Here is an 18,946-nt window from a genome sequence, read left to right on the forward strand (position 1 = left end):
TATGCAGTTTGACTCTTTTTCTGATTTTATTGCAATGGGAGGCTATGGGTTTTATATCTGGCTTTCTTTTGGTACATGCGCCCTTATTTTACTCGGTATTTTAGTGAACTCTTTAAGAGATACCAAACGTATTATGGCTTCAGTTGAGCAAAAAATAATACGTGAAGCGCGAATTAAAAAAGCTAAACAGGAACAAGCCTCATGAATCCAAGACGTAAAAAGCGCCTATTGGTAATTATTGCCGTACTGTTTGGTATTGGTGGATCAATTGGTTTAGTGCTTTATGCACTTCAAGAAAATATTAATCTTTTTTATACGCCAAGCGAACTTATTGATGGCAAAGGGCCTAATAAAGAAAAACCATTCATTGGCCAAAAGCTACGTATTGGTGGCATGGTTGTGCCAGGCACGGTTGAGCGTAATGAACAGAGCTTACAAGTAAGCTTTAAGCTAATTGATACAGGTCCATTAGTGACCGTGCGTTATCAAGGCATATTGCCAGACTTGTTTCGTGAGGGGCAAGGCATTGTAGCGCAGGGCGTATTAATCGAACCTAATGTTATTGAAGCATTTGAAGTGCTTGCAAAGCATGACGAAGAATATATGCCAGCAGAAGTTGCAGAGGCAGTTAAAGGTATTAAGCACGAAAAACCAAAATACAACTTAGATAGTGGTAATTAGCTATGATCCCAGAAATTGGTTATTTTTCTTTAACGCTTGCCATGGTGCTAAGCGTTTTACTGTGTATTTTTCCTCTTTGGGGCGCGCATACCGGTAATCTTCGATTAATGCGTGCAGCTCCCTCTTTAGCAATTGGGCAATTCGCTTTTGTTTTAATCTCTTTTGCAGCACTTATTTACGCCAGTGTAACGGATGATTTTACCGTATCGTATGTGGCATATCATTCAAGTAGTACGCTACCTTGGTATTACAAAATCACCTCTACATGGGGCGGCCATGAAGGCGCTATTTTACTGTGGTTAGTAATGCAAGCAGGTTGGACTGCAGTTGTCGCTGCGCGTTCTAAATCACTCCCTTGGGTGCTACGTGCCCGAGTATTGGGCGTACTTGGTTTTTTAGGTGTAGGTTTTATGATGTACACCTTACTACTTTCAAGCCCGTTTGAGCGCCTACTTCCTTATTTCCCGGTAGAAGGGCGTGATTTAAATCCGTTACTTCAAGATCCGGGCATGATTATTCACCCGCCATTACTCTACATGGGTTATGTAGGGCTATCAGTTGCTTTCTCTTTTGCTATTGCTGCGCTATTAACTGGCAAGCTTGATAACACGTGGGCTAAATGGTCACGTCCTTGGACAATGACTGCGTGGGGCTTTTTAACACTAGGTATTACAATTGGTAGCTGGTGGGCATACTCAGAACTTGGCTGGGGTGGCTGGTGGTTTTGGGATCCAGTAGAAAACGCATCATTAATGCCATGGCTTGTTGCGACCGCATTACTGCACTCGTTAAGCGTAACTGAAAAACGCGGTGTGTTTAAATCGTGGACCGTATTACTTGCTATAGCAGCATTTTCATTGAGCTTATTAGGCACATTTATTGTGCGCTCGGGTATTATTGTATCGGTACATGCTTTTGCAACAGACCCTGATAGAGGCTTATTTATACTCGCCTTTTTAGGCATAGTTGTAGGTGGTGGCTTAGCGTTATATGCACTGCGTGTATCGCAAGTACATAGTGAAGGTCGATACAAGTTTGTATCACGCGAAGTGGCGTTATGGCTCAATAATATATTTTTAGTAGTTGCTACATTAATCGTATTGCTGGGTACTTTATTACCTATGGTTCATAAAGAAATGGGCTTGGGCAGTATTTCTATTGGCGAACCGTTTTTTAATAAGATGTTTGCAATAATTTTAGTGCCGTTTGCTATTTTGATGGGGATAGGGCCATTTTTACGCTGGAAGCAAAATAAATGGGCTTTCTTACAAAACAAAATATTAATGGGCGTATTAGCCAGTGTAGTGATTACCTGTGCTTGGTTGTTTTCAAGTTACGATTTAGTAAAACCACTTACGCTACTAGCCACTACGCTTGCGGTTTGGATTGCAATATCAACTGGGATCGACATTTATACTAAATCTGCTGTACACGGCACCTTAAAAGAAGGTTTAAAACGCTTAGGTGTAAGTTACTGGGCTATGGTGCTTGGGCATATTGGTATTTCGTTTGTTATTGCAGGTGTAACGCTTACATCAGCATATTCAGTTGAGCGTGACGTATCGATGAAACAAGGCGACACAGTTCAGCTTAACGAGTATGAATACCGCTTTGATGGTGTTAAAACTATTCGCGGGCCGAACTACAGTGGTCATGCTGGTGTTGTATCGGTGCTTAAAAACAATGAGCTAGTAACACGCTTACACGCCGAAAAGCGTAAGTATGATATTGGTATGCAGTTTATGACCGAGGCGGCAATAGATGCAGGCTTTACACGTGATTTATACTTAGCGTTAGGTGAGCAGTTGAGCCAAGGTGCATGGTCACTTCGCATTTATCATAAACCGTTTGTTCGTTGGATGTGGATTGGTGGTGTGCTTATTTCCCTAGCTGGATTTATGATTTTATTTGATAAACGCTACCGTACATCAGCTAAAACAGCGCGTAGAGCTGCATCGGAGAATGTTTTATGAACCGTAAAATTTTAGCTATTGCGCCGCTTTTAGTATTTGCTTTTGTGTGTGTATTTTTATACCAAGGCCTTTTTGCTAATCCTCGTGAAATTCAAACGGGTCGGTTAGGTCAAGAAATGCCAGCATTTAATCTACCTGATTTAATGCAAGACAATAAGCCGTGGACTAACGAGTCTTTAAAAGGCGAAGTTTACTTACTAAATGTATGGGGTACTTGGTGCCCAACATGTTTAGTTGAACTTGGTTATTTAACTAAGTTACGTGAGCAAGGCGTTAAAATTATTGGGCTTTATTACGTACAAGGTTACGACGCTGACTTTGATGGCCCTTTTGATATGCAATCACTTCGCACCGAAGTGAGCGATATGCTACAACGTGCGGGTGACCCATATCAATTTAATATCTTGGATTTACATCGTACTTTGTCGTTGGATTTAGGTGTTTCGGGTGCGCCTGAAACATTTTTAGTCGATAAAAACGGCACTATTTTGTTGCATCACACGGGCGATATAAACCCGCGAGTATGGCGAGCCAAATTTGCGCCAATTATGCAGGAGCTTAAATAATGAAATGGTTACTACTTACGCTTAGCCTTTTTGTAAGCATCAGTGCGTTTGCAGAGCAAGATCGCTATCAATTTGATAACAACAAACAAGCAATATTGTTTGAAGAGCTAACTAAAGAGCTGCGCTGTCCTAAGTGTCAAAATCAAAACATTGCGGATTCTGACGCTGTTGTTGCTAAAGACTTGCGCGATAAAGTGCTCGTATTGGTTAAAGAAGGTAAGAGCAAAGACGAAGTGATTGATTACATGATTGACCGCTTTGGCTATTTTGTTCATTACGACCCACCAGTTACACCAGCGACTTTAGTACTTTGGGTATTACCTGTATTAATTGTCATAGTCGGCTTTGGTTTTATTGTTATTCGCCAGCGAAAAGCATCAGTAAAACAAACGTGGAGCAGTGACGACGAAATGCTGTTAACGAAGCTAATTGAACAAAATAAACGTCAGGAGCAAAGTTAAATGATTTTAATGTGGGCGTGTTTTGCTTTACTCACACTGGTTGCTCTTGGGTTTGTGATGTTGCCTTTTTTAAAAAAAGAGCGCGTTCAAACAATTACTCATAACGCCAATGCTGAGCTAATTAGCATTTATGAGCAGCGTTTAGTTGATTTACAAACCGATTTAGATAATCAGCGTATTGATACCGTAAATCATGCAGAATCAATTATTGAATTAAAACGCCGTTTATTGAATGAGTTATCACCAGAAAAATCACTAAACAGCAAAGGTAATAATCGTATTTTTGCTTTAACTGGTGGCGCATTTGTTCTTGCTCTAACAGGTGTTTTTTATGGTTTAACGGGTAGCCAGCAGCAAATTTCGGCTTGGCATGATGCAATGGATAATTTAGCTGATTACGGCGAGCGTGCTGTAATGCAAAAAGGTGAGCCGCTTAGCCAAAATGAGCTGCAGGCTTTTGCATTGGCACTTCGTACAAAGCTTAGCCGCTCAGGTGATGACGAAGTCGCTTGGATGCTACTTGGACGAGTTGCTATGTCGCTTAATGAATTTGACATGGCGCAGCAGTCATTTGATAAAGCACTTCGTATGAATCCTGATAATATGCAGGTACTTATTAGTTACAGCCAAGTTTTATTGCTAGAAGGTAGCGAAGCTAATATGACCCGTGCGGCAGGTATGCTCTCAAAAGTACTAAAAGTAGAGCCTACCAATTTAGATGCAATTTCGTTATTAGCACTCATTGCTTATGAGCGTAAAGATTGGCCTCAAGCCAAAGCTGCATTTGAAGTTTTACTTGCGAGTATGGAAAAAAATGATTCTCGTTATAGCATGATCTCTGAGCGTATTGCTGATATAGAGAAGCAAATGCGAGCGGAAGGTTCTGTTATGCCAGTTACTACAACGGGTGCTATTGCAGTTACAGTCGACATTGCAAAAGAGCTTATAGATAAACAGCCAAAAGACGGTATCTTGTTTATATTTGCAAAAGCAGCAAGTGGTTCGCCAATGCCATTAGCTGCTGTTAAACTCGCTAAATATTCATTTCCAATTACAGTTGAGTTGAGTGATAGTAGTGCAATGGTTGCAGGGCTTAACTTATCTAGTGCAGAAAATATTATTATTTCGGCGCGTATTTCTATAGATGACTCGGTTATGCCAAGTTCTGGTGAGCTAGAAGGTCATTCAGAGTCGTTAAAGCGTGAAAGTGTAAGTGACTACCAACTTCAAATTGATACATTAATACCTTAAGGACGTTAGATGTTAAAACACAGTTTTACTTTTTTATGTTTATTGATACTAGCCGGGTGTGCTCAAGTACCACAAAGCAAAGTAGATGACAGAGATCCGCTGCAAAGTATTAATCGTCCGTTATACGACTTTAATATGGATGTACTGGATGCTTATTTATTGCGCCCAGTTGCTGTAGGTTATGTTGAAGTAACGCCTGTACCGGTAAGAAATGGTATTGTTAATTTCACAGGTAATATTACAGCACCTGTCGATATGATTAATGCGGGTTTGCAAGGTAAGCCGGGTAATGCAAGTGTGAGCTTAGCGCGTTTTTTAGTTAACTCTACGGTTGGTATTTTTGGTATTTTTGATGTTGCCAGTTCACTTGGTCTTGAAATTGTAGATGAAGACTTTGGACAAACGTTAGGTGTATGGGGCGTGGGTGATGGCGCTTATTTAATGCTACCTGGCATGGGTCCTACAACAGCACGTAACCTGACCGGTGATGTAGTCGACAACTTTGTATTACCTGAAGTTGCGCTAACGACTCCACAAACTATTCTAGTGTTTGTTTTAAAAGCAGTTGAGGCACGTGCATCATTAATCCCACAAGAAGGGTTATTAAATGATTCACTTGATCCGTACTTATTTGTAAAAGATATTTACTTCCAGCGTCAAATTTATGAGCTGTACGATGGCAACCCACCTATAAAAGAAGAGCCAGCTGATTTTGATGAAGACTTTTTAGAAAGTTTATAATTGAAAAGCCACTCATAAAAACGCCAGCTAAATGCTGGCGTTTTTATTTGCTGTTTATATATTTAACCTGAACTCTGGATAATAAATCTATCTCGAGCAGTTATTTTCAGCGCTAACTACGTTGAATTTACTTGCAATAGGTCAACTATTGACGCGTAAGTTCGCCTTGTTTTCACTGAAAATCTCTGGCTAGAGAAAAATAAATTTAAATATCTTAACCAGAGTTCAGGTAGTTTATTTTTCGTTCACTACTAACTGCATTTGTTCATTAACCCAAGCTAGCGCTTCATGATAAGCATCGGGAACTTTTTCACCTAGATTTAGTTCTTTCGTTAGCTCGTTTGCAGCTGACCAGTTTGCTTGCTCGTAGTATTTAACTAAGTTTAAATATTTTGCTAGCAAGCCTTCATCGTTTAATAGCGCTGCTTTTATGTCATTAGAAAGTGGAAGCTTTTTCATCACGCTTTCCATGCTCTCATCCAAAATTGCATCCATTAGCGACATCATACCGGTTAAAAATGCCATGCCGGTATCTTTAAACTGCCCATGGGATATAGCGAGCAATTCAGCAAATCGAGCGCGCGTAAGCGATAGCCTTATTAGCTCTACAGGTTTATCTGCTGATACTTGTGCTGCAAACAGTAGTGACAATAGCTTTTTAATTTCGTTGGCGCCAAGCACTATAAGAGCTTGCTTAATGGTACTTATTTCTGCGCGTCTTGCAAATGCGGCAGAATTTGAATACCTAAGTAATTTATAAGATAGGTTTACATCACGTTCAAACACATCAGTGATTTTCTTAAGATCCATATCAACACTTGATGTTTCGTAAAGTAATTCAGCTAATGCCATTTCTGATGGTGGTAGAGCCTTACTTTGTACCATTTCAGGTTTTGAGAAGAAAAATCCTTGGAAATAATCAAACCCAAGCTCTAAAGCTTGTTGGTAAATTTCATAGGTTTCTACTTTTTCGGCAAGTAACTTAATATGTGAGTGCGGTTTTAAATCGTTTAGAACCGTTTTTATTGTATCTATATCGGATGCTAAAAAGTCTATTTTAATAATATCAATAAATGGGTAAAAATGACGCCATACAGGTTGATGAATGTAGTCATCAAGAGCAATAGTGTAACCTTTATCTTTTAAATCTTTAACGATAGCTAATAAACGCTTACCAGGCTGGATAGTTTCAAGTATTTCTACAACTATAGTGTCTTTACCTAGTAGTGTAGGGTAACCCTTTGATAGTGTTTCTAGGGTGAAGTTTATATAAGCAGGTTTATTGTCGGTTAAATCTTCTAAACCAAAATTAAACTGGCTACCCTCTATAAGTCGTGTTGTTGCTTCGTCACCATCTATATCGGGAAATACGTTATCAACGCCATCACGAAATAAAAGCTCATAACCGATAAGTTTTTTATCTCTATCTAAAATCGGTTGACGTGCAGCGTAAAAATACATAAACAGTTCCGTAAGAGTGATGTAATTGGGTATTGTAATAATATATGGCAAAAGATTCAAAATAGCATTACGTATATTTGCATGATTAATAAATTATCATTATAAATTAAGGTGTTTCTTCTATTTAATTTATTATATTTTACCAATTCGCTTTAAAATTATTCAACATGAGTATTTTTGTATCAGCTGGAAGCAACAAGTTGGAGATTTTATTGTTAGGCATGATATAGTCAGCGAGAATGGTTTTTATCCTAATAGTGTCTTTATTATAATATTTTAAGAGTCAATATTCGGATCAAGAGCCTGTTATTAATAATTATGCGGAGGCTAATTTGGAAACAGGAATGATTATTTCACTAGCATTATATTTTGTTGTAATGTTAGGTATCGGACTATATGCATATAAGCAATCTACTGGCGATGTATCAGGTTACATGTTAGGTGGACGAAATCTATCACCAAGTGTTGCTGCACTATCTGCAGGTGCATCTGACATGAGTGGCTGGATTTTAATGGGCCTACCTGGTGCGATGTTTGTTACTGGTTTTAGTAGTACATGGATAGCAATTGGTTTGGTGATTGGTGCTTGGTTAAATTACCTGTTAGTTGCACCTAGATTACGTGTGTACACTGAAAAAGCAAATGACTCTATAACAATCCCAGATTACTTCTCAAATCGCTTCAATGATAAGTCAAACTTATTACGTGTTGTATCAGCTGTTGTGATTATAGTCTTCTTTACTCTTTACACGTCATCTGGTGTTGTAGCCGGCGGAAAATTGTTTGAAAGCTCATTTGGTTTAAGTTATGAAGTGGGTTTATACATTACAACGGGTGTCGTTGTTTTATACACTTTGTTTGGTGGTTTTTTAGCGGTTAGCTTAACTGATTTCGTGCAAGGTTGTATTATGTTCATCGCGCTGATTCTAGTGCCTACCGTTGCATACTCTTTACTTGAACAACCTCTAGAATCTACTTTACATAGTGTAAATCCAGATATGCTTAACTGGATTGGAGCAGGCTCTGCATTAGGTATTATTTCTGCAATGGCATGGGGTTTAGGTTATTTTGGTCAACCACATATCATCGTTCGTTTTATGTCGGTACGTAGTGTTAAGGATATGCCTAAAGCTCGCCGTATTGGTATGACATGGATGATTGTTGCTGCCCTTGGTGCTGTTGGTACTGGTATATTTGGTGCTGCTTATACTTATGAGAATAATATTGTAGTTGAAGATCCTGAAACGATTTTCCTAATTCTTTCTGAGTTATTGTTCCATCCACTTATTGCTGGCTTTTTACTAGCTGCAATTTTGGCTGCTATCATGAGTACTATCTCATCGCAATTGCTAGTAAGCTCAAGTTCATTGACTGAAGATTTATATAAAACATTTTTACGTAAAGATGCTAGCGACTTTGAATTAGTTACTGTTGGTCGAATTAGCGTTGCATTTGTTGCCCTGTTTGCAATTTATTTAGCGTACGATAGAGATAGCTCTATTTTAGACCTAGTAAGTAATGCATGGGCAGGCTTTGGTGCTGCTTTTGGACCTCTTGTATTGTTTAGCCTTTATTGGAAACGTATGAATTTTGCTGGCGCCTTATCTGGTATGTTAGTAGGTGCGTTTACAGTGCTTGTTTGGATTTATGGTCCGTTTACTATTAATGGTGAAAGTTTAAGTAGCTTTATGTATGAAATAGTACCTGGCTTTATTTTAGCGAGTATCGCAATTGTTGTTGTTAGCTTAGTAACAAAAGAGCCAGAGCAAAACATCACTGCTTTATTTGATGAAGTAGAAAAAGAGCTTTAAATAGCAATTACTATTCATTTTAAAATGAGTAGTAAGTAATACCAATCCGCGATAATACTTAATCATTTTGCGGTGCTAAACGTGTTGCTACCGGCGTTAAAAAATTATCATTTAGAACAACTAAATATCAATTTTTTGCCTAGCTATCAACACGTTTTTCCACCCTCAAAATAGATCACTTAATTAAGCGAATTGGTATAATAAAAAAGGGAGCAACTAAGTTGCTCCCTTTTTTATTTAGTTTGTCCCGTCCGAGGAGAGGGCAATCTACGAGTTAACTTGCTTTTTTATCGTTGTTATCTTCAATTGACGCAACGTTATCTGACTTTTTACTTTTTGCTGGCGCTTTGGTAACAACTGGATCTTTGCCGCCCTTTAATATGGTCATAAAGTCATCTTTGCTTTTCGCTATTTCTAAAGCAAGTGATTCAATTTGTTGCTCACTAAGCGGTACGTCTACCTTTTCTAGCATTAGCTCAAGTGATTCTGCTATATCGAGCATCTTGTCATAAGCATCAGCTTCTTTTTTGGTAGTAAACGTCATACGCTCGACTCCGTTTCGTTCTACAACATATTTAACAACAACAGCCATGATTTCTCCTGCAAAATTGCTTGGCACCGTGGTTTGTAAAAACCATTAGATTACTGTTTTTATGTACAGTAATGGTTTGGGCGTAAATTTGCAAGCGCGAAGTATTAATTTTTAGGTGTCTTAAATTTGACAAAAAACGGTAACTTTACTTTAGTTAAGCAATCACTTGTTGTACCAGCTGCATTTTCAGGATTTCGGATCATAGTGATAATGCGTTTAGGTACACTTTAAATGATGAGCTTTTCAGTTCCTTACTTTTTGGTTTTCCTGAGCAACATTCAAAATTAAGAAAAGAAGAATAGGGACAAGTTTGATGAAAACGTTAAAAAATTTATTCATAATAAGCTTATTATGCTTACTACCTGCAACTACCGTATATGCACAACTATCGGAAGTAACTAAGCAAATGCCTCAAGTTGAGACAATTAGTATAAATAATGCTGATGCAGAGATGCTTGCTAAGCTACCAGGTATAGGTAAGAAAAAAGCGCAGGCAATTGTGGATTACCGTGAAGAAAACGGCGAATTTAAAAGCGTTAGTGATTTATCGCAAGTTAAAGGAATTGGTAAAAAACTATTAGCCAAATTAGAGGGGAAAATTTCACTTTAATAGCAGTAGATAACAATCAGGGCGCTATGCGCCCTGATTAAATTGTTTTAATGCATCGCTTAAGTGTTTTTTAGCAAAGTTGATTTCAATAGGTGTTGTTAAAAGTGGGTAGCAAAGTCCGCCGAGTATCAAAAACGGGATTAATATCCAACCTTTAAATACCGTGAATATTAAAAATAGTGGACTTAGTAATATTAATTTAATAATACGCAGTAACACTTTATCAGTTGGCGATAACATACTTAAAGAAAGTGCTATTACGTCTTGGCGCTTGCGTACTTTTAGATGTTTAAGCTCATCTAATTGGCTTGAAAAAAATGTAAACATATCAAATCGACTTTTTAATTAATAAACGGCCAATAACTATAATAAATAGTGTTAGTGAGAAAATCCCAAATATAATTTCCATCCAAGCAGGCATGCTCAAACCAACAAACTGCCAATCTATATTTCCACAATCCCCGGTCGCCTGAAAAAAGCTAGGTATCCATTCATGTAGCGGCATAAACGATGGGAAGTTTGGTTCAAACTCACAGCTAAATGCAAAGGGGTCTGTGGTGGTTTGCATATCAATATGCTCGCGAGCAATTAAATATCCCCAAACACTCGATACACCCCAAATTACATACGCTAATATACGAACTGCTTTGCTCTGTGGTTTAGTCGAACCTACGATTCCTGCGCCTAATAGACCCAGTACGGCTGTACGTTGATATATGCACATTATGCAAGGCGCCAATCCCATTTGGTATTGAAAGAAAAGGGCGGTCACTTCAAGTAAAAAAACGATAGCTGTAAATAAAAGCCACGGGGTACGTTGGGTGGGTAATTGCGCAAGCCAGTTCATAAAAATTCCGCGTTTAAATAAGACGTTAGATTATGACCTAGGATAATGTATGCGGCAACAAAAAGGAAAAAAAAGCTACCGAAGTCGCTTTTTATAAGATGAAATTATTGACCACTCAATGCAGCCTCAGCAGAGGCTACATGACGCTCTACTTAGTTCCCATTGATACATAAGCTTAGTTATATCGCTTACTTATACAACATTGGTGCATTGCCTAAAAAATTCTTTAAAGTTGCGGTTAGAACGCTCTGTTGCATAGGTGTTCCTTTTTAATGTACTTATGTGTTTTAAGTTGATTAAGCTAGGTATGGTGTAAATAAAAAACACCAATAATTACAATGTACCTACAATGAATATTGCTCTGTATATTTATACATTGTAGCTATATTAGAAAAACCTAAATTTTATTATTTATTAATCTTTAATTTCTACTCATTTGCTTATTAATATACCTGACTTTACTTGTTAGTTATGCTTCGTCTGGTACAATCAGTCAGTTATTCGTGTAAAACGATGAGTGTTGATTAATTCGAGTGGGAACTGGATGAGAATTTTTAAAGCGAAAAGCCCAGCAGGATTTGCTGAAGAATATATAGTTGAATCTATTTGGAACGGCGATTTCCCTCCAGGTTCAATTCTACCTGCCGAGCGAGAACTTTCAGAGTTAATTGGTGTAACAAGAACGACCTTGAGAGAAGTATTGCAGCGTTTAGCACGTGATGGCTGGTTAACAATTCAGCATGGTAAACCAACAAAAGTAAATAACTTTTGGGAAACGTCTGGCTTAAATATTCTTGAAACACTAGCGCGCTTAGATGAAGACAAGATGCCAGAGCTGACAGATCAGCTTTTATCTGCACGTACTAATATTAGTGCTATTTATACACGTGCTGCAATTAAGTTAAATCCTGAACGTGTAATTGAAATTTTATCACAAAGTCATGAGCTAGAAGACACTGCGCAGGCATTTGCTGACTACGATTATAAAGTTCATCACGAATTAGCCGTTGCGGGTAATAACCGTATTTATGTATTAATACTCAACGGTTTTAGAGGCTTTTATTCAAAGATTGGTTGTCATTACTTCTCTGATGCCGGAACTCGTGAACTTGCACGTCAGTTTTATAAAGATTTAACAATCTTGGCAGAAAATAAAGAGCATGATGGTGCTATTTCGATGATGCGTAAATACGGTCATCAAACAGGTGAGATTTGGCAAAAAATCCGTGGCGATATGCCCTCAGATATAATGGATTAAATCTAAACGAGAAACCTGCATTTGCAGGTTTTTTTGTAGCTGTAAAAATTAATACCGCATTATATGAATTTTTAAACAATTTAATGTATTAAGCTTTCTTCAGTAACGTCAAAAGTTCTATCTAATTACAACGCAATTTACACTTCAAAATAGACCTATTATTCAAGCAGATTAGTGCAAGTTGTAAGTGTTCGTTATTTTCGATTGCTCACATCGTTAAATGCGATTGTTCTTTTGTAGTGAATAACTTTAGAATGCCAATTAATTATATGTGTGCGCTATTGGTTTTTAATTTTTAGCGCCCATATAAGTACCAGCATTGCGAAAGCAATTGAAAACAAACTCAAAATATTTGGAGAATAAAATGGGTGTATTAGTAGGCCGCCAGGCACCAGACTTTACCGCTGCAGCTGTTCTTGGTAATGGTGAAATTGTAGATAGCTATAACCTTCATGAAACAATTAAAGGTAAAAAAGCAGTTATCTTCTTTTACCCACTAGATTTCACGTTTGTATGTCCTTCTGAACTTATTGCATTTGATAAGCGTTTTGAAGAGTTTCAAAAGCGTGGCGTAGAAGTAATTGGTGTTTCTATCGATTCACAATTCTCACATAACGCATGGCGTAACACTGCTGTTGCAGACGGCGGTATTGGTAAAGTTCAATACGCACTAGTTGCAGATGTTAAACACGAAATTTGTAAAGCGTATGACGTTGAGCATCCAGAAGCGGGTGTTGCATTTCGTGGTTCATTCTTAATCGACGAAGAAGGCAATGTACGTCACCAAGTAGTGAACGATTTGCCACTAGGTCGTAACATCGACGAAATGCTTCGCATGGTTGACGCGCTAGCGTTCCACACTGAGCACGGTGAAGTATGTCCTGCTGGTTGGACTGAAGGTAAAAAAGGTATGGACGCAAGCCCTGAAGGCGTTGCTAAGTTCTTATCTGAAAACGAAGGCGAGCTATAATTTAGCCCTTAGTTTTAAATAAAAAACCGCCAATTGGCGGTTTTTTTGTGTCTTTTATTTAGAAAGAAAAACTTACTTTAGTGTACAAGTAGCGGCCACGAGGGTTATGCACAGCTGATGCATAACCATATAAATCGCCATCGCCATCACCAATTGCAAATGGTGGCTCTTCATCAAATAAGTTATTAACACCTAAAGATATTTTAGCTGACTCAGTAATACGGTACGACGTTTGTAAATCAACAAGCGTTTGCGAGTCAATCATACGTGAAGTATTGCTATCAAAGTCTAAATTGCCATCAAAGTCGATATCAGGCGTATCTTCAAATTCGCCTACATAACTGATATTTACATTGGTGTTAAACTCACCAATTTCCCAGTTGGTTGAGAAAATAAAGCGATGCTCTGGGTAGCCATATTCACCCGTGTAATCACGACCATCTTTTTCAAACTTATCCTGATATGCCCACTCTAAATTAAATTTAAGTAAACCTAAGTCATCAAGAGAGTGGTTATAGTTTGCTGAAACATCAACACCAGATACTTCTTGCGATGATAAATTTTTAAATGTGCTGTGTATTTTTTGTATTGTGCCTAAGCTTGCACCGCCTGTAGGAGCTAAACGAACACATACGGTACTATTTTGGTTACCACATTCTGCAGCATAAATAGGACCAAATTCTTCTTCATCGATTTTATTATCTTGAGTAATGCTCCATACATCAACACTTAAACCAAACTCAGCTGTTGGTGCCCAGATAACGCCCACGTTCCATGATTCTGACTCTTCTGCTTGTAAATCAGGGTTACCAGAGAACTCAATGTTGTAATCAAGTGCTTGGCAATCTAATCCTGTTTGTTCACAGCGCTGTGTATCAACAAAAAATTGGCTTTTTTGTGATGGACCTAAGCCTATTTGCGCTAACGAAGGCGCTCTAAAGCCTTGCGCCCAAGAACCACGAACCGTTACTTCATCAGTCGGTGCCCAGCGCAGAGCTATTTTTGGATTTGTTGTTGTACCAAAGTCGCTATAATCATCGTAACGACCGGCTAATTGTAGTTCGAGGTTTTCAGCAAGTGGGATTGAGAACTCAACATATGCAGCGTATTGTTCACGATCAGCAGAAGCTGATACTGATTCAGTACCAAATATTAAGCCACGTTGAAATTGATCATCAGGGATATCATTTACATCTTCTTCACGGTACTCAATACCGGCGGCCATCATTACAGCTTCGCCACCAAAACTAAACGCTTCACCTGTAATGTTAGCGTCAAAAGAGGTCATATGAGACTCACCGCGACGCACTAAGCTAGTTGTGATTCTGTCAATTACAGCTGGGTCGTTATATGTGCCACCGAATGGATTATAGTTACCGGCATCAATTTCTTGTTGTAAGAAATCGGTGCGTACCCAGCCTTGTGTACGATCGCCTGTTTGTAGTGATTTACTGCGACCTTTTTGTACCGCTGTCTCCCAGCTCCAATCGTTTATTTCGCCTTTTAACCCTGCAACAAAGCGTAAGGTGTCTGACTCAATGTCCCATTGGCGAGCGCCTGCATCTACTGTACGGTAACGACCAATTTGAATGTCTTCACCAAATGGATTGTTTGGGTGATTAGCGGGTACCGTAAGGCCTGCATCTTCATCAAGTGGTGTTGGTGCACCTGCAGCGACAGAGCTGTTATGCTGAACAGCCATTTCTAAAAAGCCAGTAATGCCGTTATCAAAGCGGTATTCAAATTGTGAAATAGCGCCTACACGCTCAGATGCTGGGGCAACATATCCATATGGGCCGTAATCAAATAAACAGCTACCACTTGAAGTTGCATTTTCAGCAGGACAGGCAGGGTCGATTGTTTTAACGCCATCCACATAAAAGTAGCCTGGGAAACCACGAGATGAACGGAAATCTTCACCACCATAAGGTGCTTGGTTTGCAGTGCCAAGGCTGCCCATTTCATCAGAAGAAAGAGATGTGTTTTTAAAGTAATCGATAATAACAGATGCACTACTTTTTTCGCTTGTTGTACCCCAAACTAGGCTTGCTGTTGTTTCTTCATAATTTGGACCATCCGTACCGCCATAGCCTAGGTTAATCTCAACACCATCAATATCTTTCTTTAAGATAACGTTAACTACACCCGCTACTGCATCTGAGCCATAGATAGCTGAAGCGCCATCTTTTAGTATGTCGATACGCTCAATAGCAGAAACAGGAATACTGTTAATATCTACAAATGAGTTGGTGATACCTTCAGCAAAGGCACTAATTGATACACGGCGACCATTAATTAATACCAGTGTTGCATCGGCTCCTAAGCCACGTAAGCTTACTGCAGCTGAACCGTTAGCGGTTGAATCTTGGTTGTTACCACGAGTAGAGAAAGTACCGCTACCTGCTACAGGCATTCTTTCTAGAAGTTGCTGTAAATTATCGTAACCCATGTTTTCGATTTCAGCTCTACCGATTGACTGTACCGGAGAAGGCCCTTCAATATCAGTTCGCTTAATACGAGAACCAGTAACCTGAATTCGCTCTACTTTTTTAGCTTCTTCTGCTGCGTAGGCTGTTGTTGTAAAACCTGCTGATAATGCGAGTGTTGCGCCCACAATAATGCTTGGTGTAAATGCAGTTGATTGCTTCATCCTTAAGTCCTTGTTGATATATTATAAAATTATTTGCTTAACAAGCGCGGGTATTAATATCATGTAACTTAAGTGTTAGCAATTAGCTTAATTTGTGATTTAAGTATTAGTTTCAATGCTTTTTTGTGGGTTTTATGACCTTATTTATACTTTGTTTTCTAGGTGAAACTAAGCGTGAATAGGACATAGAGTTAATAATTGTTATATAGCTAGATGAAGCCATGTGTGGAATAGCTAGTGATAGAAATAATTTGTAATAATTTATTTCTATAAATTAAAACTTATGTTTGTTTTTCTGCTTTTAATTTATTCAATTATGTAATACCAATTCGCAGTAATACTTAATCAATTTGAGGGGTTAAAGTTGATGCTAAAGGCATTGAAATTTTCTGATTTACGACTGCTAGATACAGGAGGTGGGGTAATGCAGGAGCAATTGCTGATAATGGCTAAGTAATACCAACCTGCATAAATCTTTGATCAATTTAACGAATTAAATTGCACTATAACGTCGTTAAAAATTTTTTATTTAGAACAACTAGATATAAAAATTTTTGCCTAGTTCTAGCGTAATTTTCTTAACGTTAAATAGACCCCATATATAAGCAGATTGGTATAACAAGTTTTGTCTTGTTATCGACACGATTTTCTTATCTCAAAACAGATTACTTAATTAAGCGAGCTGGTATTATTTGAGTTTTTATATAGGTGAAATTAAAAACGCCTAATAAATTAGGCGTTTTTAATTATGCTTTATGCTTCATTAAGCGTTCTTTTTCACGCGACCAGTCTTTATCTTTACCGTCTTCGCGTTTGTCGTGTAGCTTTTTACCTTTTGCTAGATGAAACTCAAGTTTTACCCAGCAGTTTTTCCAGTACATCGCTGTAGCTATTAAAGAATAGCCATCGCGCTCTGTAGCACCGAATAAACGGTCAAGTTCGCGTCTGCTTAATAGCAATTTACGATAACGTAGCGGGTCGCAAATTACATGGGTCGAGGCACTAATAAGTGGCTGAATCTGACTGCCAAGTAGAAATGCTTCGCCATTTTTAAGATGAATATAAGTTTCTGTGATATTTACTTTACCAGCTCGGATACTTTTAACTTCCCAGCCTTGTAGTTCAATACCTGCTTCAAACTTATCGTGTAAAAAATACTCATGTCGCGCTTTTTTGTTTAGCGCGATGGTATTACTTGTCGATTTTGATGAATTTTTCTTAGCCATAGTGCCCTATAATATACGTAATGTGAGATGTTTTACATCGATTTTTTTAATAATGCTTTTAAAAATTTAGCTTTAATTTAAGCCGCATGAAAATTTGGGGAAACGCGCAAAGCTTGCTAAAATTCGCCCACACAGTTGGGAGTGAGTATGCCACAAATAGAAAAAAGTGCGCTGGTTATGTACAGCACTAAAGAGATGTTTGATCTAGTTAATGATGTAGAAGCTTATTCACAGTTTTTACCAAATTGCTCAGACTCAAAAATTGTTTCACAGCACGATAATAACATGACCGCGAGTTTAGAAATATCTAAGGCGGGTATAAAAAAGTGGTTTACCACCGAAAACACCTTTGTTGATGAGCAAACCGTGTTATTGCGCCTTGTTGATGGTCCGTTTAAGACGTTAAAAGGGCGCTGGCATTTTCAAGAGCTTGACGCCAAAGCATGTAAGGTTCATTTGCACCTAGAGTTTGAATTTTCAAGTAAGTTAATAGAGCTTGCCTTTGGAAAGATTTTTAACGATGTAGCAAAAAATATGGTGAGTGCATTTACTCAACGTGCAAAACAGGTTTATGGAGCGCGAGTATGATTAATGTTGAGGTGGTCTTTGCATTACCGACCACGGCCACGTGTTTATCAATTGAAGTGCCACAAGGGACTACAGTCGAGCAAGCTGTTATTCAGTCAGGTATTATAGAAAAGTGCCCAGAAATAGATGCCACATCGCTAACGTTAGGTGTGTGGAATCGAACTGTAAAAGCTAACTATGAATTAAAAGACGGTGACCGTATAGAAATATACCGTCCATTAATTGCAGATCCTAAAGATGCCCGCAGAAAACGTGCAGAAAAAGCAAAAGAAGAGGGGCGTGCAAATAAAATAACGGGTGGTCGCCCACTCGAGAAGTAATACCAATCGGCATAAACTTCGAACAATTTAACAGATTAAATCACACGCTAACGTCGTTTAAAATGGTAAAAGCTTTTTAAGTAAACCAATAAAAAAGGTGAGCCATGCTCACCTTTTTTACTACCTGAGACGTTTATTGCTCTAGCGGTGTAGTAAAGTTTTCAGGTTGGTCATAATCACCTGAGATTGAAACTAACTTTTCATTTTCAAAGTTAATTACTAACTCTTTATTTTGTTCGTTTTTACGGCCTTTATTAAAGCTGTAAATATAGCGCCATGTATTGTTATCAAAGGCGTCCTCGGCAATAGGTCTACCTAATACATAAACAACTTGCTCTCGGGTCATATTTACACGAAGTTTTTCAACATCCGATTGCTCTAAAAAGTTGCCTTGTGGAATGTTAATTCGGTATACCCAGCTAGAGCAACCTGCTGCTGAGCTAAGTGTTAAAGCGACGATAAGCCAAAGAGAAAAAGTTTTTAACGACTGCATTGTTAGTTGTGATCCTTATTTTTTATAATCTGCATGATACCGATTAGTCACTGAAGGTAAAACCCTTTTAAGCAATTGTTTTATGTTAAGGGCGTTAAGGTAATGTTTTGACCACTGATAATGAAAAAAGTTTACAGCATATTGAAACGAATATTTTAAAAACTGAGTCTACTTGGTTTTTATATATAGTTGAAACACGATTTGGTCATTGGTACACAGGGATCACGACTAATGTTGAAAAACGCTTTGCAACTCATCAAGCTGGTAAAGGGGCTAAAAACCTTAGAGGAAAAGGGCCTCTTTTACTTATCCATCAACAACAAGTAGGTAATAAAAGTGAAGCAAGTAAGCTTGAGTATCAATTAAAAAAGCTTCCTAGAGCTAAAAAGGAAGCGTACGTTTCAGCATTTAATACTGGCGATAGCAAAAGTACTTAGTTTGTGTAAA

21 protein-coding genes are annotated in these 18,946 nt (G+C 38.3%); 14 read left to right on the plus strand and 7 right to left on the minus strand.

Features of this window, described 5'->3' with window-relative positions; translation table 11 throughout:
* Position 1 precedes the first annotated feature (1 nt).
* The 7 genes from ccmD to I6E85_RS02150 are packed head-to-tail and all read left to right on the plus strand — an operon-like array spanning position 2 to position 5,673.
* Entirely contained in the window at positions 2-205 is a 204-nt protein-coding gene (gene ccmD / locus I6E85_RS02120; protein ID WP_197236514.1) for a heme exporter protein CcmD, read from the plus strand.
* Positions 202-681 carry a cytochrome c maturation protein CcmE gene (gene ccmE / locus I6E85_RS02125; protein ID WP_007585848.1) on the plus strand — a complete coding sequence of 160 codons (480 nt, stop codon included), beginning with the start codon at positions 202-204 and terminating at the stop codon, positions 679-681. Before ccmD ends, ccmE begins: the two co-directional genes overlap by 4 nt.
* Positions 682-683: 2 nt before the next feature.
* Entirely contained in the window at positions 684-2,654 is a 1,971-nt protein-coding gene (locus tag I6E85_RS02130) for a heme lyase CcmF/NrfE family subunit (RefSeq protein ID WP_024589932.1), read from the plus strand.
* The gene (locus tag I6E85_RS02135; RefSeq protein ID WP_007585852.1) at positions 2,651-3,220 is read left to right on the plus strand and encodes a redoxin family protein; all 570 of its coding nucleotides are present in this window, start codon (positions 2,651-2,653) and stop codon (positions 3,218-3,220) included. Before I6E85_RS02130 ends, I6E85_RS02135 begins: the two co-directional genes overlap by 4 nt.
* Entirely contained in the window at positions 3,220-3,681 is a 462-nt protein-coding gene (locus I6E85_RS02140) for a cytochrome c-type biogenesis protein (RefSeq protein ID WP_024589930.1), read from the plus strand. Before I6E85_RS02135 ends, I6E85_RS02140 begins: the two co-directional genes overlap by 1 nt.
* Positions 3,682-4,932, plus strand: a complete 1,251-nt coding sequence (ccmI, locus tag I6E85_RS02145) for a c-type cytochrome biogenesis protein CcmI (protein ID WP_024589929.1) — start codon at positions 3,682-3,684, stop codon at positions 4,930-4,932.
* A gap of 9 nt (positions 4,933-4,941) precedes the next feature.
* Positions 4,942-5,673 (plus strand): VacJ family lipoprotein, encoded by a 732-nt coding sequence (locus I6E85_RS02150; protein ID WP_007585858.1) that lies wholly within the window; start codon positions 4,942-4,944, stop codon positions 5,671-5,673.
* Positions 5,674-5,907: 234 nt separating this feature from the next.
* Here I6E85_RS02150 and I6E85_RS02155 read toward each other — a convergent pair whose 3' ends face one another.
* Complete coding sequence (locus I6E85_RS02155; RefSeq protein WP_007584100.1) at positions 5,908-7,134, minus strand: EAL and HDOD domain-containing protein; 1,227 nt, start codon at positions 7,132-7,134, stop codon at positions 5,908-5,910.
* 332 nt (positions 7,135-7,466) lie between these two features.
* Between I6E85_RS02155 and putP the strand changes: the two genes are divergently transcribed.
* Complete coding sequence (gene putP, locus I6E85_RS02160) at positions 7,467-8,945, plus strand: sodium/proline symporter PutP (protein WP_101217622.1); 1,479 nt, start codon at positions 7,467-7,469, stop codon at positions 8,943-8,945.
* Between the two features lie 274 nt (positions 8,946-9,219).
* Here the strand turns inward: putP and I6E85_RS02165 are convergent, their stop codons facing one another.
* Entirely contained in the window at positions 9,220-9,537 is a 318-nt protein-coding gene (locus tag I6E85_RS02165; protein ID WP_007584105.1) for a YebG family protein, read from the minus strand.
* 313 nt (positions 9,538-9,850) lie between these two features.
* Between I6E85_RS02165 and I6E85_RS02170 the strand changes: the two genes are divergently transcribed.
* Complete coding sequence (locus I6E85_RS02170) at positions 9,851-10,147, plus strand: helix-hairpin-helix domain-containing protein (protein WP_024608155.1); 297 nt, start codon at positions 9,851-9,853, stop codon at positions 10,145-10,147.
* A gap of 24 nt (positions 10,148-10,171) precedes the next feature.
* Here the strand turns inward: I6E85_RS02170 and I6E85_RS02175 are convergent, their stop codons facing one another.
* Both I6E85_RS02175 and dsbB read right to left on the minus strand, forming a co-directional pair.
* Positions 10,172-10,474 carry a DUF6170 family protein gene (locus tag I6E85_RS02175; RefSeq protein ID WP_010553884.1) on the minus strand — a complete coding sequence of 101 codons (303 nt, stop codon included), beginning with the start codon at positions 10,472-10,474 and terminating at the stop codon, positions 10,172-10,174.
* Position 10,475: 1 nt separating this feature from the next.
* Entirely contained in the window at positions 10,476-10,994 is a 519-nt protein-coding gene (gene dsbB, locus I6E85_RS02180; RefSeq protein WP_007584117.1) for a disulfide bond formation protein DsbB, read from the minus strand.
* A gap of 544 nt (positions 10,995-11,538) precedes the next feature.
* Between dsbB and fadR the strand changes: the two genes are divergently transcribed.
* Together fadR and I6E85_RS02190 are read left to right on the plus strand one after the other, a co-directional pair.
* Positions 11,539-12,252: a fatty acid metabolism transcriptional regulator FadR gene (gene fadR / locus I6E85_RS02185; RefSeq protein ID WP_004335692.1), complete on the plus strand. Its 714-nt coding sequence runs from the start codon at positions 11,539-11,541 to the stop codon at positions 12,250-12,252.
* 364 nt (positions 12,253-12,616) lie between these two features.
* Complete coding sequence (locus tag I6E85_RS02190) at positions 12,617-13,222, plus strand: peroxiredoxin (protein WP_007378637.1); 606 nt, start codon at positions 12,617-12,619, stop codon at positions 13,220-13,222.
* 58 nt (positions 13,223-13,280) lie between these two features.
* Here the strand turns inward: I6E85_RS02190 and I6E85_RS02195 are convergent, their stop codons facing one another.
* Together I6E85_RS02195 and smpB are read right to left on the minus strand one after the other, a co-directional pair.
* Positions 13,281-15,872: a TonB-dependent receptor gene (locus I6E85_RS02195; RefSeq protein WP_024608153.1), complete on the minus strand. Its 2,592-nt coding sequence runs from the start codon at positions 15,870-15,872 to the stop codon at positions 13,281-13,283.
* A 746-nt stretch (positions 15,873-16,618) separates the two neighbouring features.
* Positions 16,619-17,098: an SsrA-binding protein SmpB gene (smpB, locus tag I6E85_RS02200; protein WP_024599180.1), complete on the minus strand. Its 480-nt coding sequence runs from the start codon at positions 17,096-17,098 to the stop codon at positions 16,619-16,621.
* Between the two features lie 147 nt (positions 17,099-17,245).
* On the opposite strand from smpB, the gene I6E85_RS02205 reads away from it, so the two are divergent.
* Positions 17,246-17,686, plus strand: a complete 441-nt coding sequence (locus I6E85_RS02205; protein ID WP_007584120.1) for a type II toxin-antitoxin system RatA family toxin — start codon at positions 17,246-17,248, stop codon at positions 17,684-17,686.
* Positions 17,683-18,006, plus strand: coding sequence for an RnfH family protein (locus I6E85_RS02210; RefSeq protein WP_007584122.1), 324 nt, complete (start codon positions 17,683-17,685; stop codon positions 18,004-18,006). The genes I6E85_RS02205 and I6E85_RS02210 overlap by 4 nt, the downstream gene beginning before the upstream one ends.
* 133 nt (positions 18,007-18,139) lie before the next feature.
* Here I6E85_RS02210 and I6E85_RS02215 read toward each other — a convergent pair whose 3' ends face one another.
* Positions 18,140-18,499, minus strand: coding sequence for an outer membrane protein assembly factor BamE (locus I6E85_RS02215; RefSeq protein WP_004335706.1), 360 nt, complete (start codon positions 18,497-18,499; stop codon positions 18,140-18,142).
* 107 nt (positions 18,500-18,606) lie between these two features.
* Between I6E85_RS02215 and I6E85_RS02220 the strand changes: the two genes are divergently transcribed.
* Positions 18,607-18,936, plus strand: coding sequence for a GIY-YIG nuclease family protein (locus tag I6E85_RS02220; RefSeq protein WP_007584123.1), 330 nt, complete (start codon positions 18,607-18,609; stop codon positions 18,934-18,936).
* Positions 18,937-18,946: the final 10 nt, after the last annotated feature.

This window comes from Pseudoalteromonas sp. NZS71 (genome assembly GCF_015864715.1).
Lineage (GTDB): Bacteria > Pseudomonadota > Gammaproteobacteria > Enterobacterales > Alteromonadaceae > Pseudoalteromonas > Pseudoalteromonas arctica.

Bases quoted from the DNA above. Each gene is read 5' to 3' on its own strand.
- ccmD (WP_197236514.1), top strand. From the start codon at position 2: ATGCAGTTTGACTCTTTTTCTGATTTTATTGCAATGGGAGGCTATGGG.
- ccmE (WP_007585848.1), top strand. From the start codon at position 202: ATGAATCCAAGACGTAAAAAGCGCCTATTGGTAATTATTGCCGTACTG.
- I6E85_RS02130 (WP_024589932.1), top strand. From the start codon at position 684: ATGATCCCAGAAATTGGTTATTTTTCTTTAACGCTTGCCATGGTGCTA.
- I6E85_RS02135 (WP_007585852.1), top strand. From the start codon at position 2,651: ATGAACCGTAAAATTTTAGCTATTGCGCCGCTTTTAGTATTTGCTTTT.
- I6E85_RS02140 (WP_024589930.1), top strand. From the start codon at position 3,220: ATGAAATGGTTACTACTTACGCTTAGCCTTTTTGTAAGCATCAGTGCG.
- ccmI (WP_024589929.1), top strand. From the start codon at position 3,682: ATGATTTTAATGTGGGCGTGTTTTGCTTTACTCACACTGGTTGCTCTT.
- I6E85_RS02150 (WP_007585858.1), top strand. From the start codon at position 4,942: ATGTTAAAACACAGTTTTACTTTTTTATGTTTATTGATACTAGCCGGG.
- I6E85_RS02155 (WP_007584100.1), bottom strand. From the start codon at position 7,134: ATGTATTTTTACGCTGCACGTCAACCGATTTTAGATAGAGATAAAAAA.
- I6E85_RS02165 (WP_007584105.1), bottom strand. From the start codon at position 9,537: ATGGCTGTTGTTGTTAAATATGTTGTAGAACGAAACGGAGTCGAGCGT.
- I6E85_RS02170 (WP_024608155.1), top strand. From the start codon at position 9,851: ATGAAAACGTTAAAAAATTTATTCATAATAAGCTTATTATGCTTACTA.
- I6E85_RS02175 (WP_010553884.1), bottom strand. From the start codon at position 10,474: ATGTTTACATTTTTTTCAAGCCAATTAGATGAGCTTAAACATCTAAAA.
- dsbB (WP_007584117.1), bottom strand. From the start codon at position 10,994: ATGAACTGGCTTGCGCAATTACCCACCCAACGTACCCCGTGGCTTTTA.
- fadR (WP_004335692.1), top strand. From the start codon at position 11,539: ATGAGAATTTTTAAAGCGAAAAGCCCAGCAGGATTTGCTGAAGAATAT.
- I6E85_RS02190 (WP_007378637.1), top strand. From the start codon at position 12,617: ATGGGTGTATTAGTAGGCCGCCAGGCACCAGACTTTACCGCTGCAGCT.
- I6E85_RS02195 (WP_024608153.1), bottom strand. From the start codon at position 15,872: ATGAAGCAATCAACTGCATTTACACCAAGCATTATTGTGGGCGCAACA.
- smpB (WP_024599180.1), bottom strand. From the start codon at position 17,098: ATGGCTAAGAAAAATTCATCAAAATCGACAAGTAATACCATCGCGCTA.
- I6E85_RS02205 (WP_007584120.1), top strand. From the start codon at position 17,246: ATGCCACAAATAGAAAAAAGTGCGCTGGTTATGTACAGCACTAAAGAG.
- I6E85_RS02210 (WP_007584122.1), top strand. From the start codon at position 17,683: ATGATTAATGTTGAGGTGGTCTTTGCATTACCGACCACGGCCACGTGT.
- I6E85_RS02215 (WP_004335706.1), bottom strand. From the start codon at position 18,499: ATGCAGTCGTTAAAAACTTTTTCTCTTTGGCTTATCGTCGCTTTAACA.